Below are 16002 nucleotides of genomic sequence, written 5' to 3' on the forward strand. Positions count from 1 at the left end.
GCCGCCGATACTGGTGATTGCTTCCAATCTGACCAATATGTAATTGGCCCCACCCCATGGTTCCCCCCAATCCGGAGCGGTCATGAACGATTGTCGCATCCTGTCGCTTGATGAAGCCCTGCCCGAAGCCGGCCCCGGCTGGCGGCGGGTGGCCGGCGACGCCGATGTGGCGCTGATTCCGGGCGATCTGGCGGCGGCCGAATCAGCGGTGCGCGGCCTGATGCTGCCGGTGATCCTGCGCGTGGCGGCCGATGTGCCGGCGCTGCCGCACTGGCTTGATCTGGCCGATGCACTGTTGCTGCCCGGCGATGATGAAGACAGGCTGGCCATGCTGGCGCGCGGGCTGCTGGCCGGCGCCCCGGCCGGCGTCGCCGAACTGTCGGACACGGCGCAGAATATCGCGGCGCTGGGGCAGGAGGCGCAGCGCATCGCCGATCGGCTGGCGCAACTGGCGCTGGCCGCCGACAGCGGCGAAACCCCGATCAACGCCGCGCTGGTGCGCAAGCTGATCCGGCTGCGGCGTGACCGTGACCGGCATCTGCCCGCCGAGCTGTTCGGCGACCCGGCGTGGGACATGCTGCTGGATCTGACCGCGGCGCGGATGGAACAGGTGGATGTGCCGGTGTCCAGCCTGTGCCTCGCTGCCGCCGTGCCCACCACCACAGCGCTGCGCCGGGTGCGCAGCCTGTCGGAAGCCGGGCTGTTCGTGCGGCGCACCGGCCCGCCGGGCGTTCATCACCCTGTCAGAGCCGGCGTTTCAGGCGATGACGGCCTGGCTCAGGCGCTTTGCCGGGCAGTTCCAGCTGCGCTGATCAGGCCGCGGTGGCCGGCTTCGCAGCAGCGTCGCCGGTGCCGCTGGGCGGCGGCAAGACGGCCGTGCCCAATTCGCTGATGTCCACCAGGAAGTCGAGCACCGGTGCCAGGCTGCGGTCCGGCGCCTCTTCCATCGGGATATGGCCGATGCCATCCAGGATGGCGATGCGGCTGTTCGGGATCTGCCGGTTGAACCAGGCGGCGACCGAAACCGGGATCAGCCTGTCTTCCCGGCCCCACAGGATCAGCGTCGGCACCTTGAGGCCGGGCAGCTTCGCGGCAGCGCCATCATCGCCCTGATACTGGCCAAAGCGCTGCACCGTGGCGCGGCGGTTGCCGGGATAGAGCAGCAGTTCCCAATAACGGTCCACCATCGCCGGGGTGGCGATGGCCTGGTTGGAAATGGATTGTTTGAAGCTTTGCTCGATCAGGCCGCGCGGGGTGACGGTGGCCAGGATATCGCGCGCCACCGGCACGCGCGCCAGCCGGAAGCCCAGCGGCGGGGAGGAGCCCTTGGGCTGTGGCTGGCCGCTGGCATCCACCAGAATCAGGCCACGCAGCCGTTCCGGATGAGCCAGGGCATAGCGCCAGGCGACGCCGCCACCCATCGAATTGCCCCCCAGAACAAAGTCCTGCAGGCCCAGCCGGTCGACCAGTTGCTCGACAATGCCGACATAGGCCGCGCTGGTGTAAAGCCCCTGCGGGGTGGGGCCCGACAGGCCATGGGCCGGCAGATCAAGGCTGACCACGCGGATGTTGCGGGCCGTCAGCCGCTTCACCCACGGCTCCCACGTGTGCAGCGAGGCGTTGCTGCCGTGGATCAGCACGATGGTCAGCCCGTCGCGCGGGCCTTCGTCGCGCACATGGATGGTGGTGCCGGGCGACAGTTCGACGAACTGGCTGGCGCTGTTGGCATATTTGGCCTTGAGCGTGGCCACCGGAATGTCGGGCGTGGCAAAGATGGCCCGGGCGACGGCGATCAGGCCGGCCACCACGGCAAGCCCATAGCCCAATCCCCGCCACCAGTTGCGCCGCTTGCCGCCCGCCATCAGATCGCCTCGATCCGCACGGGCAGGCCATCCTTGGGCTTGGGAATGGGGAACATGCGAAAATCGCTTTCCACGTCACCCAGCGGCTTGTCGGCCACGATGCGATGGCCTTCCAGCAGGGCGAAGAAGAACATCTTCACCTGCATATAGGCGAAATGCTGGCCAAGGCACATGTGGGCGCCGCCGCCGAACGGCACCCAGGCATATTTGTGTCGGCCCCGGCTGTTTTCCGGCGTGAAGCGGGTGGGATCGAAATGTTCCGGGTTCGGCCAATATTCCGGCAGGCGGTGGCTGATCATCTGGTTGATGCCCACATGCGCGCCGGCCGGCACGACATGGTTCTGGAACACGAAGCTCTTCACCGCCCGGCGCGGCATCGAAGGCACCGGCGGGATCAGCCGCAGCGCCTCCTTGAACACCATGTCGGTCACCTCCATCTCGCCCAGCGTCTCGTAACTCAGCGCGCCGTGGCGGGCGCGGATGCCGGCGATCTCCTCGCGCAATTTGTCCTGCCATTCCGGATATTTGGCCAGGCACCACACGATGCTGGTGATCGATGATGTGGTGGTGTCGTGCGCCGCCATCATCAGGAAATTCATGTGATCGATGATGTCCTGCTCAGTGAGCAGCTGGTCATTCTCGTCGCGGGCGTTGCACACCTGGGTGAAGATGTCGTTGGCCACAGTCCCGCGCCGCTTGGGGATTTCGCGGGCGAAATATTGGCTCATGAAGGCCCGGCCATCGACGCCGCGCTTCATGGCGGTGAAGGGCAGCGGCTTGCGCACCACGCCGACCGAGGCCGCGACCATGTCGCAGAACGCCTTGTTGATCTTGTCGGCCTCGCCGCCCCACGGCACGCCCAAAAAGCTGGTGGCCGCCAGATCGAGGGTGAGGGCCTTGATCGCCGGGTAGAATTTGAAGCTCTGCTGGCGCGGCCATTTCTTCAGGCCGCGGGTGATGCCATCATCCAACTGGGCAAAATAATGGCGCATCGGCTCGGTCTTGAAGGCGACCGACAGGGTCTTCCGGTGGATGCGATGCTCTTCGAAATCCATCAGCATCAGGCCGCGGGGGAACAGCAGTTCCAGCACCGGGTTCCAGCCCAGTTCGCTCGAAAAAATCTTGTCCTTGTTGAACAGCACCATTTCGTTGGCTTCGGGGCCGATCATCGACACGCCCCAGCCGCCGAAATCCTGGCGGCGGAAGATATGGCCATATTGTTCGACCAGCTCGCGGCTGCGGCCCAGCGGATTGGCCAGAAACTTCAGCGTGCGCAGCATCTTGAAGCGCGCCGGCTCCATGCCGGGGATATGCTTGATCTCCTCGAAGCCGGGTTCGGGCAGGTCGGCGGGAATGAACTCGCTCTTGGAAATCGGGGCATTCATGGGTTGCAGCCTCTCCCTTGGTGCGGAGTGGTGATACGCAGTTGCTGGCGCCGGGGCAATGGCGCCCGTGTCGCGGGAGATGCCGTGGCGGTGGGGATGGCGACATTCATTCCCCTTTCCCGCAGCATCGCGCCCGTCTAACAGCGAATGCGTGACGCCTGATTTCGATCTCATCCTGGCGGGCGGCGGTCTCGCCAACGGCCTGATTGCCCTGCGCCTGGCGCAGCTGCGCCCCGAATTGCGCGTGGCCATCGTCGAATCCGGCCCATCGATCGGCGGCGATCACACCTGGTCGTCGTTCGGGCTGGACATCAACGAAGAACAGCGGCGCTGGACCCAGCCGCTGTTTGCCCACCGCTGGGATTGTTATTCGGTGCGCTTCCCGCGCCATCATCGCACGCTGGATGTCGGCTATGGCACGAGCAACAGCGAACGGCTGGCCGCCGCCGTCACCGCCGCGCTGCCGCCCGGCCACATCATCACCAACGTGCCGGTGGTCGCATTGTCGCCCACCAGCGTGACGCTGGCCGATCAGCGGGTGCTGCACTGCAACGCAGTGATCGATGGCCGCGGCCAGAAGAAGACCGACGCGCTCGATCTCAGGTGGCAGAAATTCCTGGGGCAGGAAGTGGAACTGGCCGAGGATCATGGGCTGAAGGGCCCGATCATCATGGATGCCACCATTCCCCAAGCCGATGGCTATCGCTTTGTCTACACACTGCCCTATGGCCCGCGCCATGTGCTGATCGAGGACACTTATTACAGCGATGGCCGCGACATGGCACCCGATCTGCTGCGCCGCCACATCGCCGATTATGCCGCCCAGCAGGGCTGGACGATCAGACAAGTGATCCGCGAGGAAACCGGCATCCTGCCGCTGGCGGTGGGCGGCAGCATCACCAAATTCCTCGATGAAGGCGTGCCCGGTGTGGCGCGGGTGGGCCTGGCCGCCGGCCTGTTCCATCCGGTGACCGGCTACAGCTTCCCCGATGCGGTGCGCATGGCCGACATGATCGCGGCGCTGCCGGCCTTTGATGCCGCGACCATCCACCGCGCCACCCGCGACCATGCGATGCGTGTGTGGAACAGCCGCGGCATGTATCGGGTGCTCAATCGCATGCTGTTCCTGGCCGCACATGACGAGGAACGGCGCACGATCCTGGAGCGTTTCTATGAACACCCGGATGATCTGGTCGGCCGGCTCTATGCCGCTGATCTGAAACTGAATGACTGGCGGCGGATCTTTTCCGGCCGTCCGCCCATCCCGCCCTTGAGGGCGGTGGGCACCGTGCTCAAATATGGATTGGGATTGAAATGACGACTGCTGCAGTGATTGGTTCCGGTTTTGGTGGTCTGGCGCTGGCCATCCGCCTGCAATCGGCCGGCATCCAGACCACCCTGATCGAAGCCCGCGACAAGCCGGGCGGCCGTGCCTATGTGTTTGAAGATGATGGCTTCAAGTTCGATGCCGGCCCCACCGTCATCACCGATCCCACCTGTCTTGAGGAATTGTTCGAACTGTCCGGCCGCAAGCTGTCGGACTATGTTGAGCTGATCAACGTCACGCCCTTCTATCGCCTGCTGTGGGAAGACGGCTCGGTGTTCGATTATTCGAACGACGAGGAGGCGCTGTTCAAGCAGATCGAGGCGTTCAATCCCAAGGATGTCGCCGGCTACCGGAAGTTTCTGGAATTCTCGGACAATGTGTTCCGCGAAGGCTATCAGAAGCTCGGCCACGAAGCCTTTCTCGATTTCAAGTCGATGCTGAAGGCAGCGCCGCAGCTGATGCGCTATGAGGCGTTCCGTTCGGTCTACGCCATGGTCGCCCGCCATATCGAGGATGACCGGCTGCGCCAGGCCTTCAGCTTCCACACGCTGCTGGTTGGCGGCAATCCGTTCAAGACCAGCTCGGTCTATGCCCTCATCCACGCGCTCGAAAAGAAGTGGGGCGTGTGGTTCCCGCGCGGCGGCACCCACGCGCTGGTGCGCGGGATGGTCAAGCTGTTCGAGGATCTGGGCGGCACCACCCGCATCGGCAGCAAGGTCGAAGCCATCATGGCCGACAGCGGCCGGGTCACTGGCGTGCGCTGCGCCGATGGCTGGTCGGGCCGCTTCGATGCGGTCGTCTCCAATGGCGATGTCGTCAACACCTACAAGGATCTGCTCGGCGCCCATCCGCGCGGTGCCGAAATGGCCGGCAAGATGATGCGGCGCAGCTTCTCGCCGTCGCTGTTCGTCACCTATTTCGGGCTGAAGGGCGAACGGCCGGATGTGAAGCATCACACCATCCTGTTCGGCCATCGCTACAAGGGCCTGCTCGACGAGATCTACAAGGGCGGCGACAAGCTGGCCGAGGATTTCTCGCTCTATCTCCACCACCCGACCGCGACCGATCCGGCCATGGCCCCTCCCGGCCACAGCGCTTTCTATGTGCTGTCGCCGGTGCCGCACCTCGGCAAGCTCGACATTGATTGGGAAAAGGAAGCGCCGCGTTACGCCGATTCCATCCTCGACTCGCTGGAGCGCCGTTGCATCCCCAATCTGCGCCGCGACCTGGTGACGATGCGCACCTGGACGCCGAAGGATTTCCAGACGACGCTGTTCGCCCACCAGGGCAGCGCCTTCAGCCTGGAGCCGGTGCTGTGGCAGTCCGCCTATTTCCGCACCCACAACCGCGATGATGTGCTGACCAACCTCTATTTCGTTGGCGCCGGCACCCACCCGGGCGCCGGCATCCCCGGCGTGGTCGGCAGCGCCAAGGCGACCGGCAAACTGATGATCGAGGATCTGCTGGCCAAGAAGGCGGCCTGATCGCCTTCGCCATTCAGCCCGCTTGCGCGACAAGGCGCAGGCGGGCAGGAAGCATCCCGTGTCTGACGTTCTCGCCAATGCCCGCGACGCCATCGCGCGCGGCTCCAAAAGCTTCGCACTGGCCAGCCGGCTGTTCGATGCGCCGACGCGTGATCGCGCCATGCTGCTCTATGCCTGGTGCCGCCACACCGATGATGTGATCGACGGCCAGGTCTTGGGCGAAGGGCGCAACGATGACCGCCGCCCGCCCGCCGAACGCCTGGCCGAGGTGCATTGGGAAACCGAACGCGCCTTGGCCGGCAACCCCACGCCCGGCACCCCCTATGAGGCGCTGGCCATGGTGGTGCGCGACACCGGCATGCCCGCCCGCTACCCGCGCGATCTCATCCACGGCTTTCGCATCGACATGGAGGAGCGGCCGTTCCTCACCTTCGATGACACGTTGACCTATTGCTATCATGTCGCCGGCTGCGTGGGTGTGATGATGGCGATCGTCATGGGCGTGAAGCCGGATGATCGCCCGGTGCTGGATCGCGCCTGCGACCTGGGCATGAGCTTTCAATTGAACAACATCGCCCGCGACGTGATCGAGGATGCGATGAACAGCCGCCGCTATATCCCAGATGACTGGCTGGCCAGCGTCGGCCTGGATGGCGACAGTTTCGCCTTCCCGCCCTATCGCCGCCAGCTGGCGCGGCTGGTCGCCCGGCTGGTGTTCAAGGCCGAGGACTATGAGGAATCGGCCCGCTTCGGCACCTCCGCGCTCGGCAACCGCGCCGCCTGGGCCGTGCTGGCGGCGGCCCGCATCTATGGCGGCATCGGCCGCAAGGTGCGCGCCCTGGAAGAAGCCGGGCTGGAAACCCGCGTGTCCACCACCAAGGCGGAAAAGGCCCGCGCCGTGGCGGCGGCCTTTGGCGAAATGCTGGTGCGCAAGCAGCGCTGGCCAATGCCGGGGCCTTCGCGGAATGGCCTGTGGACGATGCCGGATTGAAATCCTCTGTCATGCTGGCGAAGGCCAGCATCCATTGCACTGCTGGAACGCGATCGCCGACGGATGCTGGGCTTCGCCAGCATGACAGCGAATGAACCTTTACCGCGCCCAGTGCTCAGCGTTGTCAATCATGCCCATCTCGGCCTTCATCTTCGCACTTGCACGAATCCGCCCGCGGCCATCGGCCTCCAGCTGCGCCTTCAGCTTGCGGATCGGCGGCGCCCAGATGAAGCCAAAGCTCACCGTGCCGTGCTTGGTTTCCACCACATGGTGCAACCGGTGCGCCTGCACCACCCGCTTCATGTAACCCCATTGCGGGTTCCAGCTGTGCTTGACCCGGCGGTGCACCAGCACGTCGTGCAGGCCGAAATAGATGGCGCCATAGGCGGTGATGCCGGCCCCGATGGCGGTGATCATGTGCAGGCCATAATGGGTGCCGATCATCAGCAGGATCATCGACGGGATGGCCCCGGCCACGCCGAACCAGTCGTTCTTTTCAAAGGCGCCGGTGCGCGGCTCGTGATGGCTCTTGTGCAGGCTCCACAGGAAGCCGTGCATCACATATTTGTGGGAAACAATGGCCACCACCTCCATGATCGCCACGACGATGAGCGCGATGATGATGCCCTGCCACCAGGTCACATCGGTGAGCACGGGATAGCGGGTGGACAGCGAGGCCAGATAATCGAGCATGGGTTCATCCTATAGCCAGCCACCGCGCGATATGCATTAGGGGACTTGCCGCACCCCCCATCAAAAGAGGCCCCAATCCCGTGACTGCCCGCACCGCCCTGCTGCCCCTGATCGCGCTGCCCTTGCTGCTCAGCGCCTGCGCCACCCCGGCCCAGCGCATCACGAAAAATCTCACCGAACTCGGCGTCTCCCCGCGTCAGGCCCAGTGCATGGGCGACCGGCTGGGCCAGCGCCTGTCGGTGGGCCAGCTGCTGCGCCTGCAGGAGCTGACCAACATCCGCATGGAAAAGCTGCAGCGCATGTCCATCCGCCAGATCGCCGACAAGCTGACCGACGACAAGGACCCCGGCCTGGTCGCCGAATTCCTGCGCGCTGGCATCGGCTGCGCCTTCTAGAGCGGGCTCCGACCCGGAACTCGGGGCCGTTCATGGAAAGGACAGCCGCGACTTGGCATGCTGTGCCCATCATCCCGCCTTGAGGGGGTTTTGCCATGCCGATTGCCGCCCGTTTCCTGACTCCGCTGCTTGGCGTTGCCGGCGCGGCCCTGGCCCAACCGGCCCTGGCGCAGCCCGCTGTTGTGCCACCGCCCGACATGGCGCCGCCTGCCGACGCCGGGCCGGTGATCGCTGCGCCGCCACATGCCGCCACCATGGACCCGGCCGTCGCCGCCCAGGCCGCCCAGCCGGGTGACCGGTTCGGCTTCCAGAATGTGGCCGATGTGGCCGTGTTCCAGGACGCGCTGGCCGCGCACGGCCGTTGGGTGAACAGCCGTTGGGGTAATGCCTTTCTGCCCGATGCGCCGGATGGCTGGCGCCCCTACCAGAATGGCGAATGGAGCCCGGACCGGTTCTGGCGGAGCGCCGATCCCTGGGGCTGGGCCACCGATCATTATGGCCGCTGGGGCTTTGACGACAGCGTGGGCTGGGTGTGGGTGCCCGGCACCGAATGGGCCCCCAGCTGGACCGCCTGGCGCGAGGATGACGATGTGGTGGGCTGGGCGCCGATCCCGCCGCAGGTCCGCTATCGCTGGGATGCCGGCTTTGACAATGATTGGCGCTGGAACGACTGGAACAGCTGGTATGCGCCCAGCTGGATCTGGGTGCCGCGCACCCAGGTGTTTGCCGGCGGTTATCGCACCCGCGCCCTGCCGTGGCACAATGGCGCCCGCTATTGGCGGGGCAGCCGCTGGAACTGGGGTTTGGGCTTCAGCTGGAATGATTGGGGCCGCCGTGGTGGCACCAGCGTTTCGATTGGTTTCGGGAATGGCTGGAACAATTGGGGCTGGAACAACTGGAACCGGCCCTGGGGTTACAGCAACTGGAGCCGGCCGTGGGCAGCGCAACAGCCGTGGGGCTGGAACAACTGGGGTTGGAACCGGCCGGGTTGGGGCTGGAACAATCGCGGCTGGAACAATCGCAATTGGGACAATCGGGGCCGCAACGATTGGCGCGACCGGGATCGCGGCCGGGATCGTGACTGGGATCGGGATCGGAACCGCGACTGGCGCGGCAATGATCCGCGCCGCGGTGCCCCCGGCAGCGTGGGCGATTATATCGGGCGCGGCCTCAACGGCGCACCGCCGCCGGCGCCGGGCGATGGCCGACGTCGGGACGGATTTCGCGGCGATGGCCGGGCCGATAATGGCTTCAGGGGGGATGGCTTCAGGGGCGATGGCTTCAGGGGCCGCAACCCGGATGGCAATGGCGGCTTTCGCTCGCCCCGGCCGGAACGGATGATGGGCAACCCCGCCGCCGACATGGGCTATCGCAGGCCGCCTGGCGGTGATTCCGGTTCGGTGGGGGCCAGCATCGGTCGCGCCATGGCGCCGCCGCCCAGCGCACCAGCCCCCTCGCCGCCGCCCTCGCGCGAATTCAGGCCAGACGATCGCACCCGGCCGCAGTGACGGCACCGGCCCACCAGGCAAAGGCCCGGGCCTGACAGGCATCGACATAGGCACGCGCGGCGGGCCCGGTCCAATCAGCCGGGGCATCGCTGCGACCCACCCACCAGCCCTGGCCCGGCAGCCGATCCGATTCGCGCACCACCAGCACCGCCAGCTCGGGCTGCCCGGCGGCACGCCCTTCGGCGTCGATGGCGTCCAGCAGCTTGCACAGGCTGCGCATCTTTGGCCGGGTGAAACGATGGCCCAGCGCCAGCAGCACTTCGGAATAGGACAGATCGCGCCCGCCACGCGCCGCCGCGATCAACAGGGCGCGCACGTCGGGCAGATCGGCCGGGGTTACCATCGCCGCCAGCATAACCGCTTGCAACGCAGGATGACAGGCCATGCGCCCCCTGCTAACGCGGGTGGCATGACGGTTTATCTGCACGAAGGCGATCTGCCTGCTGATGTTCTGGCCCCCGGCCCGGTGGCAGTGGACAGCGAGACCATGGGCCTCAACCCGCACCGCGATCGCCTGTGCCTGCTGCAGATCAGCGACGGGCGCGGTGACGAGCATCTGGTGCGCTTTGCCGCCGGCCAGTATGACGCGCCCAATCTGAAGGCGGTGCTGGCCGATCCGGCGCGCATCAAGCTGATGCATTTTGCCCGCTTCGATGTCGCGGTGATCCGCCAGTTCCTCGGCGTGTGGGCCACACCGGTGTTCTGCACCAAGATCGCATCGAAACTGGTGCGCACCTACACCGATCGCCACGGCCTGAAGGATCTGCTGCGCGAAACGCTGGGCGTTGAAATTTCCAAGCAGCAGCAATCCAGCGACTGGGGCGCTGCTGTGCTTTCGGAAGCGCAGAAGGAATATGCCGCCAGCGATGTGCGCCACCTGCACCGGGCCTATGACATCCTGGTCGAACGGCTGGCCCGCGAAGGCCGCACCCACATCGCCCAGGCCTGTTTCGATTTCCTGCCCACCCGCGCCGAACTTGATCTGGCCGGCTGGGCGGAAACCGATATCTTCGCCCATATGTGACCGGCGCAGCCGCGGCGCATGGCCTCCCGCCCCACCCCGTCCAGCCTGTCGCCCCGGCAGCGCGCCGCCTTGCCGGGCAGCCGGCACGAGGCGTTGATGGGGCAGTTGAAATGGCTGCTGCCCGCGCTCGCCGGCATGCTGGCGCTGGCCATCCTGGTCTGGCCGCTGGTGGCCGCCCAGGAATTCTCCTTCCTGCTCGCCAAGGATCAGGTGGCCGTGGCGCCGGAACGGCTGAAGGTGACCCGCGCCGAATATCGCGGCAAGACCGCCGCCGGCGAGGCCTTCTCGATCATCGCCGGCACCGCCCTGCAACGTTCCAGCGCCGATCCGGTGGTGGAGCTGAGCCGCCTTTCAGCCAGCATCGATGACCGGGAGGGCCCCTCGCGCGTGACCGCCCCCAAGGGCCGCTATTTCATCGAGGAAGACCGGCTGGAGGTTTCCGGCCCGGTGCAGCTGCGATCGGATGGCGGCTATCGCATCGATGCCGCAACCGTGCAGGTTGACATGAAACGGCGGACCATCCGCACCGACGCGGCGGTGAGCGGCGCCACGCCGATCGGCGATTTCCGCGCCAACAGCTTGAGTGGCGATCTCGCCGGCAAGCGCATCACCATGGTTGGCAATGTCCACTTGCGGATAGACCAGCGACGCGGCAGAGGAAGCCGATGACGCGCGCGATCATGGCCTATCTGCTGCTGGCGGCAGCGCCGGTGCTGGCCCAGGCTTTCGATTCCAGGGCCCCGGTGGACATTGATGCCGCCCGCATGGACCTGTCTGACGATGACCGCGAGGTGATCTTTTCCGGCAGCGTCGTCATCCGCCAGGCCAATCTGACGCTGAACGCCGATCGCGTCCGCGTCACCTATGCCAAGGATGCCAGCGGCAATCCGCAGGTGCAGCGGCTGGATGCGCTGGGCAATGTGCGCATCGCGCAGGACACGATGCGCGCCAGCGCCCGCACCGGTTATTATGATGTCAACGCCCGGCTGATCACCCTCTTGGGCGGCGTCAAGATGGACCGCGCCGGCAACCAGTTGAGCGGCGAGCGCGTGGTGTGGAATTTGAACACCCGCACCTCCAGCTTCGATGCCCGCACCGCCGCCAATCCCGGTGGCCGCGTGACCGGCCGCTTCACGGTTCCCGACAAGAAGAACTGATCCGTCGGATCGCGGTGCGCACCGCCTCGGGCTGTTCCAGCGGCAGGAAATGGCTGGTGCCCGGCAGGCGCCGCGCCTCCAGGCAGGCTGAGTGCGCGGCAAAGATCGCCAGCTCGGGATCGCGCACCGTTGATCCCTCCTCGCCGGCCAACAGGATGAACGGGCACTGCAGCTGCGCCAGCGCCAGTTCGACATTGGGCGACACCGCGCGGAAGGTCGCAGCCTCGAACGCCGGCCGGCACGCCAGTTCCGCCCCGGCCGCGCTGTCGATCATCCCCCCGTCCAGATAGGCATCCAGATCGGCATCGCTCCAGCTGCGGAACACACCGCGGCCATGATAGGCGGCGCGCGCCTCGGCCCGGCTGGCAAAAACACCCCGCCGCCGCGCCGCCTGATCGGCCATCGGATTGGGCACCACGGCGCCGGCCCGCACCGCCCGCGCCACCTCAAACGGCAGCATCGGCGGGTCGAGCAGCACCAAGCCCGCCACCCGGTCCGGCCGCAGCGCGGCGGCCAGCAGCGAAACGGTCGCCCCCATCGAATGCCCGGCCAGAATCCAGCGGCTGCCGCCATCGATCACATCGATCAGCCGCAGCAGATCATAGGCAAAATCCTCCCACGCGGTCAGGCCGGCCGGATCGGCATCCAGCCCGGTCAGGCCATGGCCGCGCGCATCACTGGCGGTAATGGCAAAATCATCGGCCAGCGGCGCCAGCAACCCGCGATACAGGGCGGCATTCATGCCGGTGGCATGGGCAAAATGCAGCCGGGGGCCGCTGCCCGCCTGCAAGGCGGAAACCGGGCCGGCGGCGGTGGTGATGCTGATGCGATCCATGCGGCCTGCGATAGCAGCACGCGCCGTTTCAGCCAGTGCGCTGATTTGCCAGCCAGCGCGCCAATATGGCCTCGTTCTTCGCCAGTATGGCCGGATCGCGCACATCGGGCGCCGTCATGATGGCCTGGTCCAGCACCGTGTCGATCGGGCTGGCATCGCGAACCGGCGGCAGCGCCGCGCACAGCGCCTTCACACTGGCCCGGGCCAGGGCGGCATTGCCCTGCATCACCGCCATGATGTTGGCCACATCCACATCATCGCCATCGTGCCAGCAGTCAAAATCGGTGACCATGGCCAGCAAGGCATAGGGCAACTCCGCCTCCCGCGCCAATTTTGCCTCCGGCATGCCGGTCATCCCCACCAGATCACAGCCTTGAGACCGGTGCAGCCGGCTCTCGGCCCGGGTGGAAAAGGCCGGCCCCTCCATGGCCAGATAGGTGCCCGCGCGATGCACCCGCCCACCACACGCCGCCACCGCATCGGCCGCAAAGGCCGAAAGCCGCGGGCAGGTGGGATCGGCCATCGGCACATGGCCCACCAGGCCGGTTTCGAAAAAGGTCGATGGCCGCCCCTTGGTGCGATCGATGAACTGATCCACCACGGTGAAATCACCAGGCTTCATCGCGGCGTTGAGGGACCCCACCGCCGAAATCGCCAGCAGATCGGTGCAGCCCAGCCGCTTCAGCACATCGATATTGGCGCGCACGTTGAGCTGGTGCGGCGGAATGCGGTGGCCCCGGCCATGGCGCGGCAGAAAACGCAGCTCGACATGCCCGATGCGCCCGGCCAGCACCGCATCCGATGAGGCGCCCCACGGACTCTCCACGCTGATCCAGCGCGCGTCCTCCAGCCCGTCGATGGCATACAGCCCCGATCCGCCGATGATGCCGATGGTCCAGCTCATGTCGTGGTCCGCCGCGCATCGATGGGCCAGCGCTCCAGCCGGCCATCCTCGTCCGCCACGAAATAGGCATCGTGCAACGCCACCGTGGGGTCAACATGGCCGGGCTGCAGCCAGACGAGGTCGCCCTCCGCCGCCCCGTTCGGCGGCAGGATCGCGCCATGCTCATCCCCGGCCGGGCGATACTGGCTGCCCACCGGCCACACCACGCGTTGCGGCGGGCCATTGGGGTGCAGCGCCTTGTGCCCGGCATCGCAGGTCACATGGCTGTCATGCCGGGCCGAGACCACGCTCGCCGCCAGAAACAGCGCCGGCTGGAACGGCAGGTCGCCCAGGTCGCCATATTCCACATCCATCAGGGCATAGCTGCCGGCCTGCAATTCCGTGTAAACGCCCGCCGCCAGGTCCATCGCCGCCGTGCCGGTGCCGCCGCCCGTCACCTGCCCAGGCGCCAGGCCGGCGCTGCGCAGATCGGCCAGCAGGGCCCGCAGCCGCCTTGTCCACGCCGCATGCGCCGCCGCCCGCTCCGCCGGCAGCATGTGCTGATGATGCCCGCAATAGGCCTGGATGCCCGCCCAGCGGAGGCCCGGCAGCGCCACAATCGCCTGCACCAGCGCCGGCGCACCCGCCGGCGCCACCCCGGCCCGGCCCATGCCCGGGTCCACATCGACATAGGCATCCAGCACCACGCCCGCCGCCACCGCCGCCGCGCTCGCCGCCTGCGCCTGGGCCGCGCTGTCCATCACCGCGCCCACACGCGCAGCCGCCGCCAGCGCCGCCAGCCGCGGCCAGCCCCAGGGCGGCACCGGCGCCGTCACCAGCACATCGGGCACACCGCCGGCGACATAGGCCTCAGCCTCCCCCACCGTCTGGCAGCACAGGCCCACGGCCCCGCGCGCCAGCTGCTCGGCCGCGATCCGGCTGGATTTGTGCATCTTGCCATGGGCCCGCAGCCGCACGCCCTTCGCCGCACATTCGCCCTGCATCAGGGCCAGATTCGCCGCGAACGCCGCGCGGCGGATCACCAGCGCCGGGGTGATCGGCGGCTTCACATTTGCCAGAAAGGCGACGACATCCTGCATTGCGTCGTCTTGCCGCGACCCACGCTTTGAGTCAAAGAGCCACCCGAACAGGGTCTCAGGGCTCAAGGAGTCTCCATGTCGGATCAACCCGCCATTGATCAACCAGTCGTCATCATCACCGGCGCCTCGTCGGGCGTCGGCCTGTGGGCCGCCAAATCATTGGCCGATCGCGGCTGGATGGTCATCATGGCCTGCCGCGATCTCGCCAAGGCCGAAGCCGCCGCCAACGAGATCGGCGTGAACGCCGCCAACCGCCGCATCCTCCACATCGATCTCGGCGATCAAGCCAGCGTGCGCAAATTTGCCGACGATTTCCACGCCCTCGGCCTGCCATTGGATGCGCTGCTCCTGAACGCCGCCGTCTATCTGCCGCGCCTCGAAGCGCCGATGCGCAGCCCCGAAGGCTATGAAATCAGCGTCGCCACCAACTATTTCGGTCACTTCCTCCTCGCCCACCTGCTGATCGGCGACCTGAAGGCCAGCAACGGCCGACCAAAGGGGAAGCTGGGGGCCAGCCCCTCCCGCCTGATCACGCTCGGCACCGTCACCGCCAACAGCGAGGAATTCGGCGGCAAGATCCCCATCCCCGCCCCGGCCGACCTGGGGGACCTCTCCGGCCTCGCCAGCGGCTTCAAGGCCCCCATCGCCATGATCGACGGCAAGGACTTCAAACCCGGCAAGGCCTACAAGGACTCCAAGCTCGCCTGCATGATCATGAGCCGCGAGTTCCACAAACGCTGGGCCGATACCGGCGTCGTTTTCAACACCCTCTACCCCGGCTGCGTCGCCGACACCCCCCTCTTCCGCCACACCCCACCCGCCTTCCAGCGGATTTTCCCGTGGTTCCAGAAGAACATCACCAAAGGCTACGTCAGCCAGCCGCTGGCCGGCGAACGCACCGCCCAAGTGGTCGCCGATCCCGCCTTCGCCAGCCAATCCGGCGTCCACTGGAGCTGGGGCAACCGCCAGAAAGAAGGCCGCATGCCCTTCGCCCAGCCCCTGTCCGCCCGCGCCACCCTGGAAGCGCGCAACGAGCGGCTGTGGGATTTGACGATGAAGGCGGTGGGGCTGGCCTGACCTTCAGGCAAGGAGTCGAGGGGCCTCCGGCGGGCAGGGACTCAGTCCCTGCACCCGTTTGTTTTCAGGCGCGCGAGTTGAGAAGGGGCGCATTTGCGATCCAAGGACAGCCGCTGTCATCTACCTTCAATACAACCGCTTTGCCGCGGGACGTCGGCTCCCACCCTGCCGACAAGGCCGCCTGCACGCCGTTCTCCAAAATCCGACGATTCAACTGCGGGCGGCGAAGTTGCGGTTGCAACTTAGCCCGCCTTATTCATGAGCCTTCCTGTCAGGGCGTT

At 66.6% G+C, this 16002-nt stretch carries 17 protein-coding genes; 10 read left to right on the forward strand and 7 right to left on the reverse strand.

Annotation, left to right across the window (positions count from 1 at the left end; genetic code table 11):
• Window positions 1-82 precede the first annotated feature (82 nt).
• Window positions 83-892 (forward strand): hypothetical protein, encoded by an 810-nt coding sequence (locus CHU93_RS17895; RefSeq protein WP_243375246.1) that lies wholly within the window; start codon window positions 83-85, stop codon window positions 890-892.
• Here the strand turns inward: CHU93_RS17895 and CHU93_RS05070 are convergent.
• Both CHU93_RS05070 and CHU93_RS05075 read right to left on the reverse strand, forming a co-directional pair.
• The gene (locus CHU93_RS05070; RefSeq protein ID WP_094473057.1) at window positions 813-1862 is read right to left on the reverse strand and encodes an alpha/beta fold hydrolase; all 1050 of its coding nucleotides are present in this window, start codon (window positions 1860-1862) and stop codon (window positions 813-815) included. The two genes, CHU93_RS17895 and CHU93_RS05070, sit on opposite strands and share 80 nt — an antisense overlap.
• A complete protein-coding gene (locus CHU93_RS05075; protein ID WP_094473058.1) occupies window positions 1862-3247 on the reverse strand; it encodes a cytochrome P450 in 1386 nt (461 codons plus the stop codon). Before CHU93_RS05075 ends, CHU93_RS05070 begins: the two co-directional genes overlap by 1 nt.
• Window positions 3248-3398: 151 nt before the next feature.
• Here CHU93_RS05075 and crtY point away from each other — a divergent pair, with 151 nt between their 5' ends.
• The 3 genes from crtY to CHU93_RS05090 are packed head-to-tail and all read left to right on the forward strand — an operon-like array spanning window position 3399 to window position 7049.
• Window positions 3399-4565: a lycopene beta-cyclase CrtY gene (gene crtY / locus CHU93_RS05080; RefSeq protein ID WP_243375249.1), complete on the forward strand. Its 1167-nt coding sequence runs from the start codon at window positions 3399-3401 to the stop codon at window positions 4563-4565.
• Window positions 4562-6058, forward strand: coding sequence for a phytoene desaturase (locus CHU93_RS05085; RefSeq protein WP_094473059.1), 1497 nt, complete (start codon window positions 4562-4564; stop codon window positions 6056-6058). The genes crtY and CHU93_RS05085 overlap by 4 nt, the downstream gene beginning before the upstream one ends.
• Before the next feature lie 58 nt (window positions 6059-6116).
• Window positions 6117-7049, forward strand: a complete 933-nt coding sequence (locus CHU93_RS05090) for a phytoene/squalene synthase family protein (protein WP_094473076.1) — start codon at window positions 6117-6119, stop codon at window positions 7047-7049.
• A 99-nt stretch (window positions 7050-7148) separates the two neighbouring features.
• Here the strand turns inward: CHU93_RS05090 and CHU93_RS05095 are convergent, their stop codons facing one another.
• Window positions 7149-7742 (reverse strand): sterol desaturase family protein, encoded by a 594-nt coding sequence (locus tag CHU93_RS05095; RefSeq protein ID WP_086116755.1) that lies wholly within the window; start codon window positions 7740-7742, stop codon window positions 7149-7151.
• An 80-nt stretch (window positions 7743-7822) separates the two neighbouring features.
• On the opposite strand from CHU93_RS05095, the gene CHU93_RS05100 reads away from it, so the two are divergent.
• Both CHU93_RS05100 and CHU93_RS05105 read left to right on the forward strand, forming a co-directional pair.
• Window positions 7823-8137: a hypothetical protein gene (locus CHU93_RS05100; protein WP_094473060.1), complete on the forward strand. Its 315-nt coding sequence runs from the start codon at window positions 7823-7825 to the stop codon at window positions 8135-8137.
• 95 nt (window positions 8138-8232) lie between these two features.
• Window positions 8233-9645: a DUF6600 domain-containing protein gene (locus CHU93_RS05105; protein ID WP_094473061.1), complete on the forward strand. Its 1413-nt coding sequence runs from the start codon at window positions 8233-8235 to the stop codon at window positions 9643-9645.
• Here the strand turns inward: CHU93_RS05105 and CHU93_RS05110 are convergent.
• Window positions 9614-10000 carry a ribose-phosphate pyrophosphokinase gene (locus CHU93_RS05110; protein ID WP_165768608.1) on the reverse strand — a complete coding sequence of 129 codons (387 nt, stop codon included), beginning with the start codon at window positions 9998-10000 and terminating at the stop codon, window positions 9614-9616. The two genes, CHU93_RS05105 and CHU93_RS05110, sit on opposite strands and share 32 nt — an antisense overlap.
• 54 nt (window positions 10001-10054) lie before the next feature.
• Here CHU93_RS05110 and CHU93_RS05115 point away from each other — a divergent pair, with 54 nt between their 5' ends.
• From CHU93_RS05115 to lptA, 3 genes are read left to right on the forward strand one after another with little or no spacing between them, the layout of a single operon-like run.
• Window positions 10055-10669 (forward strand): ribonuclease D, encoded by a 615-nt coding sequence (locus tag CHU93_RS05115; RefSeq protein ID WP_086116759.1) that lies wholly within the window; start codon window positions 10055-10057, stop codon window positions 10667-10669.
• An 18-nt stretch (window positions 10670-10687) separates the two neighbouring features.
• A complete protein-coding gene (gene lptC / locus CHU93_RS05120; protein ID WP_086116760.1) occupies window positions 10688-11338 on the forward strand; it encodes an LPS export ABC transporter periplasmic protein LptC in 651 nt (216 codons plus the stop codon).
• Window positions 11335-11826, forward strand: a complete 492-nt coding sequence (gene lptA / locus CHU93_RS05125) for a lipopolysaccharide transport periplasmic protein LptA (protein ID WP_094473062.1) — start codon at window positions 11335-11337, stop codon at window positions 11824-11826. The genes lptC and lptA overlap by 4 nt, the downstream gene beginning before the upstream one ends.
• Here lptA and CHU93_RS05130 read toward each other — a convergent pair.
• The 3 genes from CHU93_RS05130 to CHU93_RS05140 are packed head-to-tail and all read right to left on the reverse strand — an operon-like array spanning window position 11801 to window position 14644.
• Window positions 11801-12661 carry an alpha/beta fold hydrolase gene (locus CHU93_RS05130; protein ID WP_165768609.1) on the reverse strand — a complete coding sequence of 287 codons (861 nt, stop codon included), beginning with the start codon at window positions 12659-12661 and terminating at the stop codon, window positions 11801-11803. The genes lptA and CHU93_RS05130 overlap by 26 nt on opposite strands.
• Window positions 12662-12689: 28 nt before the next feature.
• On the reverse strand, window positions 12690-13565 hold the full coding sequence (gene mtnP / locus CHU93_RS05135; RefSeq protein WP_094473064.1) for an S-methyl-5'-thioadenosine phosphorylase: 876 nt from the start codon (window positions 13563-13565) through the stop codon (window positions 12690-12692).
• Window positions 13562-14644 carry an alanine racemase gene (locus CHU93_RS05140; protein WP_094473065.1) on the reverse strand — a complete coding sequence of 361 codons (1083 nt, stop codon included), beginning with the start codon at window positions 14642-14644 and terminating at the stop codon, window positions 13562-13564. The genes mtnP and CHU93_RS05140 overlap by 4 nt, the downstream gene beginning before the upstream one ends.
• Before the next feature lie 75 nt (window positions 14645-14719).
• On the opposite strand from CHU93_RS05140, the gene CHU93_RS05145 reads away from it, so the two are divergent.
• Complete coding sequence (locus CHU93_RS05145; protein WP_094473066.1) at window positions 14720-15721, forward strand: protochlorophyllide reductase; 1002 nt, start codon at window positions 14720-14722, stop codon at window positions 15719-15721.
• The last annotated feature ends 281 nt before the right edge of the window (window positions 15722-16002 follow it).

The sequence above is a fragment of the Sandarakinorhabdus cyanobacteriorum genome (assembly GCF_002251755.1).
GTDB classification, from domain to species: Bacteria; Pseudomonadota; Alphaproteobacteria; order Sphingomonadales; family Sphingomonadaceae; genus Sandarakinorhabdus; species Sandarakinorhabdus cyanobacteriorum.

Coding starts and splice junctions, on each gene's coding strand:
- CHU93_RS17895 (WP_243375246.1), top strand. CDS start 83: ATGAACGATTGTCGCATCCTGTCGCTTGATGAAGCCCTGCCCGAAGCC.
- CHU93_RS05070 (WP_094473057.1), bottom strand. CDS start 1,862: ATGGCGGGCGGCAAGCGGCGCAACTGGTGGCGGGGATTGGGCTATGGG.
- CHU93_RS05075 (WP_094473058.1), bottom strand. CDS start 3,247: ATGAATGCCCCGATTTCCAAGAGCGAGTTCATTCCCGCCGACCTGCCC.
- CHU93_RS05085 (WP_094473059.1), top strand. CDS start 4,562: ATGACGACTGCTGCAGTGATTGGTTCCGGTTTTGGTGGTCTGGCGCTG.
- CHU93_RS05095 (WP_086116755.1), bottom strand. CDS start 7,742: ATGCTCGATTATCTGGCCTCGCTGTCCACCCGCTATCCCGTGCTCACC.
- CHU93_RS05105 (WP_094473061.1), top strand. CDS start 8,233: ATGCCGATTGCCGCCCGTTTCCTGACTCCGCTGCTTGGCGTTGCCGGC.
- CHU93_RS05110 (WP_165768608.1), bottom strand. CDS start 10,000: ATGCTGGCGGCGATGGTAACCCCGGCCGATCTGCCCGACGTGCGCGCC.
- CHU93_RS05115 (WP_086116759.1), top strand. CDS start 10,055: ATGACGGTTTATCTGCACGAAGGCGATCTGCCTGCTGATGTTCTGGCC.
- lptC (WP_086116760.1), top strand. CDS start 10,688: ATGGCCTCCCGCCCCACCCCGTCCAGCCTGTCGCCCCGGCAGCGCGCC.
- lptA (WP_094473062.1), top strand. CDS start 11,335: ATGACGCGCGCGATCATGGCCTATCTGCTGCTGGCGGCAGCGCCGGTG.
- CHU93_RS05130 (WP_165768609.1), bottom strand. CDS start 12,661: ATGGATCGCATCAGCATCACCACCGCCGCCGGCCCGGTTTCCGCCTTG.
- mtnP (WP_094473064.1), bottom strand. CDS start 13,565: ATGAGCTGGACCATCGGCATCATCGGCGGATCGGGGCTGTATGCCATC.
- CHU93_RS05140 (WP_094473065.1), bottom strand. CDS start 14,644: ATGCAGGATGTCGTCGCCTTTCTGGCAAATGTGAAGCCGCCGATCACC.
- CHU93_RS05145 (WP_094473066.1), top strand. CDS start 14,720: ATGTCGGATCAACCCGCCATTGATCAACCAGTCGTCATCATCACCGGC.